Raw genomic sequence first — 13,270 nt, forward strand, 5'->3', positions numbered from 1 at the left:
GGGCCACGATATGGGATCTGACCGGGATTCTGCCGGTGCGCCCGAGCACAATTGGCCGGTGCGCGAAGTGGTGACCGAGGCGCGCCGGATCGTGGTCAAGGTGGGCTCCTCCTCACTGACCACAGCCACCGGCGGGCTCGACGAGGAGCGCGTCGACCGGCTGGTCGACGCGCTCGGCAAGCTGGCGTCCGACGGCCGTGAGGTGGTCCTGGTGTCGAGCGGTGCGATCGCCGCCGGCCTGGCCCCGCTCCACCTGCCGCGCCGGCCACGCGATCTCGCCACTCAACAGGCGGCCGCCTCCGTCGGGCAAGGGCTGCTCATCGGGCGCTACGCGGCGGGCTTCGCGCGGCACGGCCTGACGGTCGGCCAGGTGCTGCTGACGGTCGACGACGTGACCCGCCGCGCGCACTACCGCAACGCGTACCGCACTCTTCGCAAGCTGCTCGATCTGGGCGCCCTGCCGATCGTGAACGAGAACGACACGGTCGCCACCGAGGAGATCCGCTTCGGCGACAACGACCGGCTGGCCGCGCTGGTGGCCGCCCTGGTCGACGCCGACCTGCTCGTGCTGCTGTCCGATGTGGATGCTCTCTACACCGGCAGCCCGTCGGACCCGTCGTCGCGCCGCATCACGTTCGTGGGCGACGAGTCCGACCTCGATGGCATCAGCGTCGCCACGCCGGGCCGCTCCGGGGTCGGCACGGGCGGCATGGTCACCAAGATCGAGGCAGCCCGTATCGCCACCGGTTTCGGCATTCCGGTCGTGTTGACCGCCGCTCCCCTGGCCGGCGAGGCGCTGGGCGGCGACGAGGTGGGCACGTTCTTCCGGGCCGCCGAGAGCCGCCCGGCCGCGCGGCTCTTCTGGCTCGCGCACGCCACCTCGCCGCGCGGCCGGCTTCATCTCGACCCGGGCGCGGTCGCCGCCGTCGTGGCCCGCCGCAAGTCGCTGCTGCCCGCCGGCATCACCGCGGTCGACGGCTCCTTCGCCGCCGGCGACCCCGTCGACCTGATCGACGCCGCCTCGGGCACGCCGGTCGCGCGCGGCCTGGTCAACTACGACGCGATCGAGTTGCCGGCGCTGCTGGGCCGAACCACCGGAGAGTTGGCCGCCGAGCTCGGCCCGGGATATGAACGAGAGGTCGTCCACCGCGACGACCTTGTCCTCCTATAAATGAGGGAAAGCCATGACGACCGTCCTTCAACAGGCCGCCGACGCGCGAGTGGCCGCGATCGACCTGGCCGCCGCCACCCGCGCCGAGAAAGACAGCGCCCTCCTGTTGATGGCCGACCGCCTGGTCGAGCGCTCGCCCGACATCGTCGCGGCCAACGAGGTCGACGTGGCCAACGCGCGCAGCGGCGGCCTCTCCGAGGCGATGATCGACCGGCTCACGCTGACCCCGGCGCGGGTCGAGGCGATGGCCGAGGGCCTGCGCGAACTCGCCGCGCTGCCCGACCCGGTGGGTGACGTGGTGCGGGGCTCGACGCTGGCCAACGGGCTCGAGCTGCGGCAGGTGCGGGTGCCGTTCGGGGTGGTCGGCATCGTCTATGAGGGCCGGCCCAACGTGACCGCCGACGCCGCGGGCATCTGCCTCAAGTCGGGCAACGCGGTGCTGCTGCGGGGTTCGGGTTCGGCGCTCAGCTCGAACGCAGCGATCGTGTCGGTGCTGCGCAAGGCGGTGGGCGACAGCGGTCTGCCGGCCGACACGATCCAACTGCTCGACGCGACCACCCGCGACTCGGTCAAGGAACTGATGCGAGCACGCGGCCTGGTCGACGTGCTGATCCCGCGTGGCGGCGCCTCCCTGATCAAGGCGGTGGTCGAAGAGTCGACCGTGCCGGTGATCGAGACCGGGGTCGGCAACTGTCACGTCTATGTGGACGAGGCGGCCGACCTCGAGAAGGCGCTGGCGGTCGTGCTCAACTCCAAGACGCAGCGGCTGTCCACATGCAACACCGCCGAGTCGCTGCTGGTGCACGCCGAGATCGCCGACCGGTTCCTGCCGCTGATGCTGGCCGAGCTGGCCGACGCGGGGGTCACCGTGCACGGCGATCCGCGGGTCACGGCGTACGACGATGCGGTCGTGCCCGCCACCGAGGAGGACTGGGGCACCGAGTATCTCTCGGCCGACATCTCGGTGGCGATCGTCGACTCGCTCGACGACGCGCTCGACCACATCCGCCGCTACGGGACGGGTCACACCGAGGCGATCGTGAGCGAGTCGGTGACGGCGACCCGGCGGTTCGCGGCCCGGGTCGACGCGGCCGCGGTCATGGTCAACGCGTCGACGCGGTTCACCGACGGCGGCGAGTTCGGCTTCGGCGCCGAGATCGGCATCAGCACGCAGAAGCTGCACGCCCGGGGTCCGATGGGCCTGCCCGAGCTGACCTCGACGAAATACATCGTCACGGGCAACGGGCACACGCGCCGATAGAACACGCGCCGATGGACATGCCGTGGGCCCGGCGGACGGTGCCGGGCCCACGACTGCCCCGAACACACTGTGCCGTTGCCGAGCGTGAGTTCACTACCCCCTGTTGTTACGAACAGTGACAACAAAAGGGTGAACTTACGGCTCAGAGGCAGGCGCGCAACACGGTGAGTGTTGTGTTCACGTCGAAGATCGGGCCCTCGGCGCTGTCCCAGCCCCCGTCGGTGCGCTGGGTCTCCCCCAGCCGCTTGCGGGCGCTCTGGACCAGCCAGTCGTCGCCGAGGTTGACCCGGCGCAGAGCGGCCGCCATCGAGGCGACGTCGGCCGGCGCCATGTCGGGCAGCCGGTCGCCGAGGACGAGCTGCACCCGGGCCGACTCGTAGAAGTACTGCTGGCCGTAGAGCAGACCGGCGGCGTGCCAGCCGGCCGCCAGGAACGACGGCCACGTGCCGTCGGGCTGGAGCTGGCCGACCACCCAGGTGGCCGCGGCCCCGAGAGTGCTCGCGTGCCGGGCGGGCACGTCGAAGTTGGGGTGCGCCTCGAACTCGGCCAGGGTGATCCAGAAACCGGCGAGGCAGGTGAGGTAGAGAGTGGCCTCAGGGTCGCCTGGCATCGCCCAGGCGGGTGCCACCTCGGCGAGCTCTTCGGCCTCTTGCCAGGTGCCGTCGGGGCGCTGCACGCTCGCCAGCCAGGCCAGTGCCCGGTCGACCGGCTCGCCGCGCAGGCCGCCCAGGTCGTCGAGCTCGTTGAGGCGGAAGCAGGTGGCGTCGATCGAGCTGATCGCGTCTTCGGTGGAGGCGGGCCAGCCACCGGCCTCGGTCTGACCGGCCACGATGCGGTCGAGCACCTGGGGTTCGGGCTGCTGACCGGCGCGCAGGTAGGACAGACGGGCTCGCTCGACCGGGTCGCCGTGCGCGACGACGTAACCGATAGCAGCGTCGATGTCTACCACGACCGTGACGCTACAACGCGTTCCTGATTTCCGCTGTGCCGTCTTGTCTCTTGCTCGCCTCTTGCCCAGAAGGTCCGTTCCGTCACCCACTGATCACGCTGAGAAGTCGCCTAAACCACTCCTCAGCGTGACCAGAGGGGTCGAACTCAGTAGGACGGCTGCGAAGGGTCAATCGTGTTGACCCAGGAGACGATGCCGCCCTGCACGTGCACGGCGTCCTTGAAGCCGGCCGCCTTCAGAGCCGCGAGGGCCTCGGCCGACCGCACGCCTGACTTGCAGTGGAGCACGATCTGCCGGTCTTGCGGGAAGCGGGACAGCGCCTCGCCGGACAGGATCTCGCCCTTGGGGATCAGGGTCGCGCCCGGAATCCGGTTGATCTCCCACTCGGCCGGCTCGCGGACGTCGACGAGGAACAGGTCCTTGCCGCTGTCCTGCCAGTCCTTCAGCTCGCGGGCCGTGATCGTGGCGTTGAGGGTCGCCTCCTCGGCCTCGACCGAGACCGCGCCGCAGAAGTCTTCGTAGTCTTCCAGCAGGTCGGTGACGGTCGGGTTGTCGCCGCAGAGCGCGCAGTTCGGGTCCTTCCGGACCTTGATCTTGCGGTATTCCATCTCGAGGGCGTCGTAAACCATCAGCCGGCCGACCAGCGGCTCACCGATGCCGGTCAGCAGCTTGATCGCCTCGTTGACCTGGATCGACCCGATCGACGCGCACAGCACACCGAGCACGCCACCCTCGGCGCAGCTCGGCACCATGCCGGGCGGCGGGGGCTCGGGGTAGAGGCAGCGGTAGCAGGGACCGTGCTCCTCCCAGAAGACGGAGGCCTGGCCGTCGAAGCGATAGATCGAACCCCAGACGTACGGCTTCCCGAGCAGGACGGCGGCGTCGTTGACCATGTAACGCGTCGCGAAGTTGTCGGTGCCGTCGACGATCAGGTCGTACTGGCTGAAGAGCTCTTTGACGTTGTCGCGGTCGAGCGCGGTGTTGTGGATGACCACATTTACCAGCGGGTTGACCTCGCGAATGCTCGCGGCGGCGGACTCGGCCTTGGGCCGGCCGATGTCGGAGACGCCGTGGATGATCTGGCGCTGCAGGTTGGACTCGTCGACCGTGTCGAAGTCGACGATGCCCAGCGTGCCCACGCCGGCGGCGGCCAGGTAGAGCAGCGCCGGCGAGCCGAGGCCACCCGCGCCCACGACCAGGACCTTGGAGTTCTTCAGTCGCTTCTGACCCGTCATCCCGACATCGGGGATGATCAGGTGCCGTGAGTAGCGGCGGATCTCATCGATCGACAGCTCTGCGGCCGGCTCGACGAGCGGGGGCAGTGCCACGTTAACTCCCCGGGTTGGCGGTAAGGATCGGTCACCATTGTCACTCGCGACCGCCCTCCGCGGCCATGACGTTACCCACCGGCCCGACATGCGGGACACGGGAATATCTCCGGGTCGCTCACAACGAGGGGCCGGTCAGCGTCTTTCCGTTCCGGCGAGGCCACGCGTAGGCCTGACAGCCGCGCAGCGTGAGGGTCTGCTGCACCATGACCGGGGCCGGCCCGCCCGCCTTCGGACAGCCCTGATGATGATGCCCCAGCTCGTGCCCCACCTCGTGGTTGATCACATACTGCCGATAGGTGAAGAGGGGAATCCGGGCGCTCACATAGGTCGGCGCGGACAACCGCCACCGGTCCAGGTTGATGATCGCCTTCCCGGTGGCGCGGCAGGACGTGTAGGGGCGCCCGCCGACCCGGATGTTGGTGCCGCCGTTCAGGCACATCTTCCCGGCCGTGTCCCGGGTCGCGAGATAGACCGTGAAGTCGGCCGGGTCGGAGCCGCGCACCATCTGCAGCCGCAGCTGACCACCGCCGGTCCAGCTGCGCGGGTCGCCCAGGATGGCGGAGACCTCCTCGGCGAACTCGGTGGCGTCCTCGTTGCTGCCCTTCTCGACGGCGACCCGGAAGCGGCGCAACTGGCCCTTGCCGCCGAAGACCGAACTGCGCAAGGACGCGTACGTGAACTGGCCGGAGCCTTTGGTAGGCACCGCGCCGGGCAGTTGCAGCAGCGTGGCCTTCTCAGGCGTCGGTGACGGCGACGGTGACGGACTCGCCGATGGCGGAGCGGCGTTCGACGGCGGCGGGGCGGGCGCGAAAGTCATGGCCGGAGCGCTGGTCTCGCCCTGCTCCATGCGCTGCCCCACCGCGAAGCCACCAGCGACCAGCACGATCACCGCAAAGGCGGCCAGCCACCACTTCCGCCACCGGCCGGGACCGGACGGCGGCTTCACCGGGGACGGCGCCGTAACCTCGTCGATCATCGTTCGCCAGCGTCGCACACCCCGACGGGCGGCGCGCCACCGCTATGGATCTTGTGTGACCCAGGGCCTAACTGTCTTGGAAGGGGGTCGAGTCGCGGACGAGGCCCAGCACCATCCCAAATCAGGCCCTAAGTCCTGGCCGGTGCGTTGACCTCGTCCAACAGGCCGACGACGGCCCGGGCGACCAGGCGCGGGACCTCCATCTGAGCCACGTGACCGACACCCGGAAGGACGAGCAGCCGCGAGTCGGGCACTGCTCGGGCCACCTGCAGAGGCACGCGCGGATCGATGAGCTTGTCGTTGAGGCCGCCCACTATCAGCGTCGGCGCCTGCACCCGCGCGGCCAGCCGCCACTGCGAGCCCGCACCGGGCAGATAGGCCCGCAGGAAGCTCGAGACCAGGCCACGAAGAGTGCCCAGATAAGCCTTGGGATAGTGCGCCACCGTGTAGCGCAGCTTGATCTCCTCCATCGCCTCGGCCCGGCGCTGGGCCGAGACCCGCCGCGTGTCACCGAAGCACGCGGCGAGCACCTGCTCGGCCATCTCCTCCGCGGTGATCCGCGAGAACGCCCAGCCGAGCAGACGGTGGGCCTGCGGCAGTGCCAAGATCGGCAGCACGCGGTTCTGCGCCGTGCGCCTCGGGTCGAGGAAGGGCATGGCCGGAGAGATCAACGTCAGCGTACGGACCAGGTCGGGGCGCAGTGCCGCGGCGCGCACCGCGATCGAGCCGCCCAGCGAGTTGCCGACCAGATGGACCGGTCCCCGGTTGTCGTGATCCAGGTAGCCGATCAGCATCGTGGCGAACGACGCGATCGAGTAGCGCGGGCTCGGGTCGCTGTAGCCGAAGCCGGGCAGGTCGACGGCGCGCGCGTCGAAGCGGTCGGCGAGCAGGCCGGCGAAGTCGGTGAAGTTCTGCGACGAGCCGCCGAGGCCGTGCACGTAGACGGCCGGCTCCGCGTCGGGCGAGGTCGCCGGGGTGTCGCGGACGTGCAGCATCGCCCCGCCGACGGTCACCCGTCGCGCGGGCCACGGTGCTGGTGCTTCGCCCTCCGGCAGCAGCGCGCTGTCGGGGGCCAGGACGGCGCCCTTCATCGGGTCAAGAGTGCCTCAAGCCGGCGGTTCACCGCGGCGAGCGTGGCGCGCACCATCGCGTGCCGGTCGTCGCTGGTCACCACGGCCGAGCCGGCCAGTTGCTCGACCCAGCCGCCCCACGAGAGCAGCAGTACGACGACGGCGACCTGGGCGGCCCCGAACGGCACCGACGCGGCGTGCTCGACGAAGCAGCGGGCCGGACCTTCCGCGTGGTCGGAGTCGGAGAGCAGCTCGTCGACCGCGCCGGCCGTGGCCATCGCGCAGAGGCGCAGCAGGTAGCCGTCGACCGCGGGACCGCTGGCCACACCGGACGCCGTACGGGGGCCGACGCCGAGCCTGACCTCGACGGTGGCGTCCGCGCCGAACGTGTTGACGTGCACGTTCTCGATGACGATGCGGGGGCCGGGGTGCTCGCCGGGGAAGAGCGGGCGCGGCGGCCCCGATTCGGCGCCGGTGGGCACGACCTCGGCCGTCTCTTCGGCCTCGGGCAGGAGGCGGGCCGCGGCGGCGTGCCGGTCGCGGGCGTCACGCTCGCGGACCTCACGCTCACGCTTCTCGCGCTCGCGGGTCGCTTGATCGCGGACCGCCTGTTCACGAGCCTCACGAGCCTCACGAGCCTCACGAGCCCGGGTCTCGCGCTCCCGGGTCTCGCGCTCCCGGCTCTCGCGTTCCCGCGTCTCGCGCTCCCGGGTCTCGCGTTCCCGGGTCTCGCGCTCTTTGTCGGCGGCGTAGCGGTCGGCGAAGGGGGTCTGGGACAGCGGCGTGGGCTCGGGCAGCGGCGGGGCCGAGACGGGCGGCGCCACGACCGGCTCGCTGACGCGCGCCCGCGGCACGAGCGCCGACGGGGAGACCGGCGTGACGGGCGGGAGATCGGCGGGCGGCGGCGGGGCCGGCACCTCGCCGGGCATGGCCGCGTCGAGACCCATCGTGTCCTGCAACAGACGGGCCACCCGGCGGCTCACCTCGGCGGGGTCGGCCCCCTCAGCGAGGTCGAGCCGCAGGCTGTGGGCACCGGTCGGGGTCGAGCGCAGCGAGGCGTCCCGCACTCCCTCGACCTCACGCACCGCGGCCAGGATCGCCTGCACATCGAAACCTTCCTGCCGTTCCTGCACCGGCAGCACGTCGCCGCGGCGCAGGTGGGTGGCGATCCTGGCGAGGGCGGGAGTCTCGGCGGTGGCCTCCACCAGGGGCGGCTCCGGAACTCCCTTGGGCACGTCGGGCTGCGCGGGGACGCGCTGGGGCAGGCCGGGGTTCGGCTCGGCCGGGCCGGGCAGGCGCGCGGTCGTCTCGCCGAAGCCGGAGTAGGGCTCCTGCCGCACGGGCTCGGACACCACCGAGGGCGTTGGCTCGTACGGCTTGGGGGTGTCGTAGTTCTTCTTCGGCTCGTACGGCTTCTGCGGCTCGTAGGGCACCGGAGGCTCGTAGGACAGCCGGCGCGGGAAGCTGGACGGGTCGTAGGCGGGACGCGCCGGGCCGGGCTTTTCGGCGGGCACGCGGGGCACACCCTGCACGGGGGTGCCGCCGCTCAGCGCGTGGCGGGGCGGCTCGGTCGTGCTGTGCTCGGCTGTGCCCCAGTCGGCGCGGCGCCCGCCACCCGGTGTCGCCGGGCGCACCAGCGGGACGGCCGTGCGCTGCTGAACGATCGGCGGCGGTTCCGGGGGGCCGTCGTCGAGATCGCCCTCGTAGGGGAACGGTGGCGCGCTGTTCGGCGTGGGGACGTCGTATGCCCGCAGGCGGCCGGGTGTCAGATTTCCGCTGGTGGCGCCCGGCTCGCGCGGGGGCTGCGAAGGCGTCGCCGGTTCCACCATGCGGGACTCCGGGCTCAGCAACTCGGAAAATCTGGACCTGTCCCACCGGGAACCGGGGACGGCGATGTCCCCGGAAGGGGGAATTTCGCCGCTTTGCTGCGCGTCGACGAAGCCCGGCGGGGCAGGGGGCGGAGCCGGAGCGGGAATACTTGACGTGGGCTGCGCCGAGACGGGGACCGCCGATGACGGAAATGCCGGATTACGCGGAAACGAGCGCGTGTCAGCCCCCGGCCTGCGCCAGGCCGGGACATCACTGTCGGCCTCGACCCCGGAGCCCGTGTACGACCAGGGACTATCTGGCGTCGCCCAGCCGTTCACCCGAGTGCGTTCCCGCGCCTCGGCGCCATCACCGCTGTCCGCGGCTCCGGCGTCTCCGGAATGCCCAGTTTCATCCACCGCGTGCTCCTCGCTCGCCCCCGCTGAGGCTACCGTGTGCTTGCAGTGGCGATAAGTTGCAGCGTCGCGACAATTGCCCATCGACAGCATCACGCGCCGATCCGGGCAATACGCGCCGGCAAACGGGGACCAACCCCCTGGAGGTTCGAGAGACATGACCGCTGCGTCCGGCGGAGCTCAGACGGCCCGACCCACGCGTCTGCCTCGCTCCGCGCGCCGTAAGCAACTGCTCGCGGCGGCCCAGCAGGTCTTCGTCGCGCATGGCTACCACGCCGCCGCGATGGACGACATCGCCGAGCGTGCCGGGGTCTCCAAGCCCGTGCTCTACCAGCACTTCCCCGGCAAGCTCGAGCTCTATCTGGCCCTGCTCGACACCCACTGCGACGCGATAATCGCCAAGGTTCGCGACGCCATGCTGGCCACCTCCGACAACAAGGAACGGGTCAAGGGCGCCGTCCGGGCCTACTTCGACTTCATGGACCACGAGAGCGAGGCGTTCCGTCTCGTCTTCGAGAGCGATCTGCGCAACGACCCTCAGGTGCGTCAGCGGGTCGAGCGGGTCGAGGCGGGCTGCATCGCGGCCGTCACCGACACGATCATCTCGGACACCAACCTCGGCGGCGACGCGGCGCAGTTGCTCGCGTCGGGTCTGGTGGGGGCGGCCGGGCAGTCCGCCCAATACTGGCTGGCCAACGGGCGGCGTACGCCTAAAGCTGAAGCGGAAGCGCTCGTAGCTGCACTTATCTGGCGTGGAATCGCCAGCTTCCCCCTTCAGGAGGGCACATCCGGCGGCACCCCGGCCGAAATCGGATAGCCTTGCACGCGGTAAGAGACGCGCAAGAAGGAGGGCCCCGTGGAGGTCAAGATCGGCGTGCAGCACACGCCCCGTGAGCTGGTGCTCGAGAGCGCGCAGACCCCGGCGGAGGTCGAGCAGGCCGTGACCGAGGCGATGGCGAAAGACAGCATTCTGTCGCTCACGGACGAGAAGGGCCGCAAGGTGATCATCCCGATCTCCAAGGTGGCCTACGTGGAGATCGCCGAGTCGAGCGTTCGCCCGTTCGGTTTCACCGCCCGCTGAAATAGTTCTCCTCACCCGGAGGACGTTCCCGATCACGGGAACGTCCTCCGCGTGCTCTCCGCGCCAAAGTCCGCTCTGAGGTGCACGATCGTCCCGTCGGGTAGGATGGCCTTGTCGCCGTCGACGTCGATCACTACCGATCGCCGCGGCGACCCGCGCGTGCGGCCCGCTCTCCAGCGTGTGGCCCGCGCCCTATCCAGACCGCGCCCCAGACTTCCGACGGGCGCACCACGAGAGGCACCCGTAAAACTTCATGACCGACATCGAGAACAACGCACCCGCACTGGTACCAGTAACCAACCGCGCACCGGTCCGCCCGGACAGCCCCACCTTTGCCGAGCTGGGTGTCCGCGCCGAGACCGTGGAAGCGCTGGCCAAGGCCGGCATCACGCACGCCTTCGCCATCCAGGAGTACGCGCTGCCGATCGCCATGCGCGGCACCGACCTGATCGGCCAGGCGCCGACCGGCACCGGCAAGACCCTCGGCTTCGGCCTGCCCATGCTCGAGCGCGTCACCGCCCCATCCGAAGGCGCCGACGGCCGCCCACAGGCGCTCATCGTCGTCCCCACCCGTGAGCTGGGGCTCCAGGTGGCCCGTGACCTCGCCGCGGCCGGCAGCACCCGCGGCATCCGCGTCCTGCCGATCTACGGCGGGGTGGCGTACGAGCCTCAGGTCGACGTTCTGAAGAAGGGCGTCGAGATCCTGGTCGGCACGCCCGGCCGCCTGCTCGACCTGGCCAAGCAGAAGCAGCTCAAGCTCGACTCGGTCAAGACGCTGGTGCTCGACGAGGCCGACCGCATGCTCGACCTGGGCTTCCTCGAGGACGTCGAGAAGATCCTCGCGATGATCCCGGCCGAGCGTCAGACGATGCTCTTCTCGGCGACCATGCCCGACCCGATCGTCGCCCTGTCCCGGCGATTCCTGCGGCACCCGGTGACGATCCACGCCGGCCACACCGCCGAGAGCGGCCCGTCGCCGCTGACCAAGCAGGTCGTCTACCGCACGCACCCGCTCAACAAGGTCGAGATGGTCGCGCGCATCCTGCAGGCCCGCGACCGCGGCCTCACGATGATCTTCACGCGGACCAAGCGCGCTGCCGACCGGCTCGCCGAAGACCTCGACTTCCGGGGCTTCGCCGTCGCCGCCGTGCACGGCGACCTCGGCCAGGGCGCCCGCGAGCGGGCCCTGCGCGCGTTCCGCAGCGGCAAGATCGACGTGCTGGTCGCGACCGACGTCGCCGCCCGCGGTCTGGACGTCTCCGGCGTCACGCACGTGATCAACTACGACTGCCCGGAAGACCCCGAGACCTACACGCACCGCATCGGCCGCACCGGCCGGGCGGGCGCGACCGGTGTCGCGGTGACCTTCGTCGACTGGGAGGACATGCCCCGCTGGGTCCTCATCGACAAGTCGATGGGCCTGAGCATGCCGCAGCCCCCGGAGACCTACCACACGAGCCCCGCGCTCTACAGCGACCTGGACATCCCCAGCGACGTGTCGAGCACGCTGCCGACCGCCGACCGCAACCGGGTCGGGCTGGCCGCCGAGATCGAGGAAGACCTCGGTGGCGGACGTCGTCGCCGCGAGCCCGCCGGACGTGGCGGACGCACTGGTGGACGGCCGCCCCGCGGTGGTTCGCGCGGTGGCTCCGACAGCGGCCCCGCCAACGCCGGCCCGGCCGCCGACGAGACCGAGGCGGGCGAACGGCCCAAGCGGCAGCGGCGCCGGCGCCGGGTCGACGAGCCCGCCACCGCCGAGGGCGCGGTCGTCACCGACGACGCCACCCCGGCCGTGACCGGCTCCGAGGACGACGTCGCGCCCGCCCCGCGTACGCGGTCTCGCCGTCGCGTGGCCACGCCGGAGCTCTCCGAGGCCACCGACGAGACCGAACCCGCCGCGGAAAGCGACGAGGCCGGCGACGATTCGGACGACCGGCCCCGTCGCCGTCGTCGTCGCGGCGGCCGCGGCAACCGTGGAGCCGGCGGATCGGGTGCGTCCTCGGACGACGCCGCGCCCGCCGAGATGACCGGCGGCTCGGAAGCCGGCGTCGGCACCACCGCCTGACGACCCGTACGCGGAAAGCCCCTTGATCCCCACGGGTCGAGGGGCTTCACTCTGCTCAGTGGCGGGGCTCGACGTTCAGTGGCGGGGCTCGAGGTTCAGGGCCGCGCAGGCGTCGTGATACATGCGGACGGCCTCGGCCCGCACCTGACGACGCTCGGTGAGCCGCTCGGAGAAGGGCACCCGCACCGGCACCTCGATGCCGTCGACGACCGCCTTGAACTCCATCGCGTCGGCGTCCAGGCCCGACACGCGAGCCGCCGTCGCCGTCGGAATGCCACCGAGAGCCCGCACGATCAGCACGTTGTCGTCGGCGTGGTCGTCGTTCATGTGCCGGGCGATCTGGTTGACCACCTCGGGCGGGAACGGATCGGTCATCGTCGTCAGCTCCAGCGGCTCAGCAGCTCGTCGAGGACGGCGATGTTCAGCCGGTACGCCTCGGCGACCTCACGGATGAACTCGTCCTGCTCGGCGAGGGACCAGGGCGCGGCATCGAGCAGGGCACGGTAATGGGTCTTGAAGGACATCGGGTCGACGCCGTTGAAGATGAAGAAGCGGTGGCCGTCGGCGGCGGGCAGGTTGTAGGACTGGGCGATCGCCGGACCGAGGTATTGCCCGCCGGAGAGGTCGCCGATGTAGCGCGTGTATTGGTGGGCGACGAAACCGGTGGCCGCGCGGTGGGCGACGTCGCGCAGCCGCGTGCAGTAGACGGTGGTGGCGGGCAGGGCGAAAAGATGGTCGGCCCACCTCGGCCCGTACAGGAAACGCAGGTCGGCCTCGAGGGACGGGAGCCGGCGCAGCTCGGGGAACAGGAACGTGGCGACCACCGGGTCGTCGGCCATCGAGGTGGCGGCCGACTCGAGAGCCTCGTACATGAACCAATGCTGCGCGGTCAGGTCGGCGTAGGCCTCCCACGGGAGGTGGCCGCCCGAGACAGCGTCGAGGAAGCCACTGCGCTGGGCCGCGTCGTGCGCCCCGACCGTGTTGCGGCGCACACGGACGGAAAGCCGGTCAGCCCCCGGCGGGTCGGCCATCAACGGCATCGGCAAGGCACCTCGCTTCCGGGCCCATCAGCCTATCCAAAGATCGACTCGGCACCGACGTCGCCTGGGCGCGGGGATCTTACGCCGAAATCGTTTCCGGAAGA

12 protein-coding genes are annotated in these 13,270 nt (G+C 70.8%); 5 read left to right on the top strand and 7 right to left on the bottom strand.

The annotated features are described in order from the left end of the window. Positions 1-58 precede the first annotated feature (58 nt). Both proB and EER30_RS08790 read left to right on the top strand, forming a co-directional pair. Positions 59-1,171 carry a glutamate 5-kinase gene (gene proB / locus EER30_RS08785; RefSeq protein WP_205650144.1) on the top strand — a complete coding sequence of 371 codons (1,113 nt, stop codon included), beginning with the start codon at positions 59-61 and terminating at the stop codon, positions 1,169-1,171. 13 nt (positions 1,172-1,184) lie between these two features. Then, a complete protein-coding gene (locus tag EER30_RS08790) occupies positions 1,185-2,432 on the top strand; it encodes a glutamate-5-semialdehyde dehydrogenase (RefSeq protein ID WP_127499834.1) in 1,248 nt (415 codons plus the stop codon). Positions 2,433-2,574: 142 nt separating this feature from the next. Here the strand turns inward: EER30_RS08790 and EER30_RS08795 are convergent, their stop codons facing one another. From EER30_RS08795 to EER30_RS48495, 5 genes are all read right to left on the bottom strand, one after another. Beyond that, the gene (locus EER30_RS08795; RefSeq protein WP_127499835.1) at positions 2,575-3,381 is read right to left on the bottom strand and encodes a prenyltransferase/squalene oxidase repeat-containing protein; all 807 of its coding nucleotides are present in this window, start codon (positions 3,379-3,381) and stop codon (positions 2,575-2,577) included. Between the two features lie 146 nt (positions 3,382-3,527). Further along, positions 3,528-4,709, bottom strand: a complete 1,182-nt coding sequence (moeZ, locus tag EER30_RS08800) for an adenylyltransferase/sulfurtransferase MoeZ (RefSeq protein WP_127499836.1) — start codon at positions 4,707-4,709, stop codon at positions 3,528-3,530. Between the two features lie 118 nt (positions 4,710-4,827). Next, entirely contained in the window at positions 4,828-5,688 is an 861-nt protein-coding gene (locus EER30_RS08805; RefSeq protein ID WP_127499837.1) for a DUF3152 domain-containing protein, read from the bottom strand. Positions 5,689-5,816: 128 nt separating this feature from the next. Continuing rightward, positions 5,817-6,779 carry an alpha/beta hydrolase gene (locus EER30_RS08810; protein ID WP_127499838.1) on the bottom strand — a complete coding sequence of 321 codons (963 nt, stop codon included), beginning with the start codon at positions 6,777-6,779 and terminating at the stop codon, positions 5,817-5,819. After that, on the bottom strand, positions 6,776-8,587 hold the full coding sequence (locus EER30_RS48495) for a Daple (protein WP_240669893.1): 1,812 nt from the start codon (positions 8,585-8,587) through the stop codon (positions 6,776-6,778). Before EER30_RS48495 ends, EER30_RS08810 begins: the two co-directional genes overlap by 4 nt. A gap of 550 nt (positions 8,588-9,137) precedes the next feature. Here EER30_RS48495 and EER30_RS08830 point away from each other — a divergent pair. From EER30_RS08830 to EER30_RS08840, 3 genes are all read left to right on the top strand, one after another. Beyond that, positions 9,138-9,797, top strand: a complete 660-nt coding sequence (locus EER30_RS08830) for a TetR/AcrR family transcriptional regulator (RefSeq protein ID WP_127499839.1) — start codon at positions 9,138-9,140, stop codon at positions 9,795-9,797. A gap of 39 nt (positions 9,798-9,836) precedes the next feature. Then, complete coding sequence (locus tag EER30_RS08835; RefSeq protein ID WP_127499840.1) at positions 9,837-10,061, top strand: DUF3107 domain-containing protein; 225 nt, start codon at positions 9,837-9,839, stop codon at positions 10,059-10,061. Between the two features lie 253 nt (positions 10,062-10,314). Then, complete coding sequence (locus EER30_RS08840; protein ID WP_127499841.1) at positions 10,315-12,126, top strand: DEAD/DEAH box helicase; 1,812 nt, start codon at positions 10,315-10,317, stop codon at positions 12,124-12,126. 75 nt (positions 12,127-12,201) lie between these two features. Here EER30_RS08840 and EER30_RS08845 read toward each other — a convergent pair whose 3' ends face one another. After that, positions 12,202-12,501 carry a DUF2470 domain-containing protein gene (locus EER30_RS08845; RefSeq protein ID WP_127499842.1) on the bottom strand — a complete coding sequence of 100 codons (300 nt, stop codon included), beginning with the start codon at positions 12,499-12,501 and terminating at the stop codon, positions 12,202-12,204. A 5-nt stretch (positions 12,502-12,506) separates the two neighbouring features. Beyond that, complete coding sequence (locus tag EER30_RS08850) at positions 12,507-13,166, bottom strand: biliverdin-producing heme oxygenase (protein WP_127499843.1); 660 nt, start codon at positions 13,164-13,166, stop codon at positions 12,507-12,509. Positions 13,167-13,270: the final 104 nt, after the last annotated feature.

This window comes from Actinoplanes solisilvae (assembly GCF_003999975.1).
Lineage (GTDB): Bacteria > Actinomycetota > Actinomycetes > Mycobacteriales > Micromonosporaceae > Actinoplanes > Actinoplanes solisilvae.

Coding starts and splice junctions, on each gene's coding strand:
- EER30_RS08845 (WP_127499842.1), bottom strand. CDS start 12,501: ATGACCGATCCGTTCCCGCCCGAGGTGGTCAACCAGATCGCCCGGCAC.
- EER30_RS08790 (WP_127499834.1), top strand. CDS start 1,185: ATGACGACCGTCCTTCAACAGGCCGCCGACGCGCGAGTGGCCGCGATC.
- EER30_RS48495 (WP_240669893.1), bottom strand. CDS start 8,587: ATGGTGGAACCGGCGACGCCTTCGCAGCCCCCGCGCGAGCCGGGCGCC.
- EER30_RS08830 (WP_127499839.1), top strand. CDS start 9,138: ATGACCGCTGCGTCCGGCGGAGCTCAGACGGCCCGACCCACGCGTCTG.
- EER30_RS08810 (WP_127499838.1), bottom strand. CDS start 6,779: ATGAAGGGCGCCGTCCTGGCCCCCGACAGCGCGCTGCTGCCGGAGGGC.
- EER30_RS08805 (WP_127499837.1), bottom strand. CDS start 5,688: ATGATCGACGAGGTTACGGCGCCGTCCCCGGTGAAGCCGCCGTCCGGT.
- EER30_RS08840 (WP_127499841.1), top strand. CDS start 10,315: ATGACCGACATCGAGAACAACGCACCCGCACTGGTACCAGTAACCAAC.
- EER30_RS08850 (WP_127499843.1), bottom strand. CDS start 13,166: ATGCCGTTGATGGCCGACCCGCCGGGGGCTGACCGGCTTTCCGTCCGT.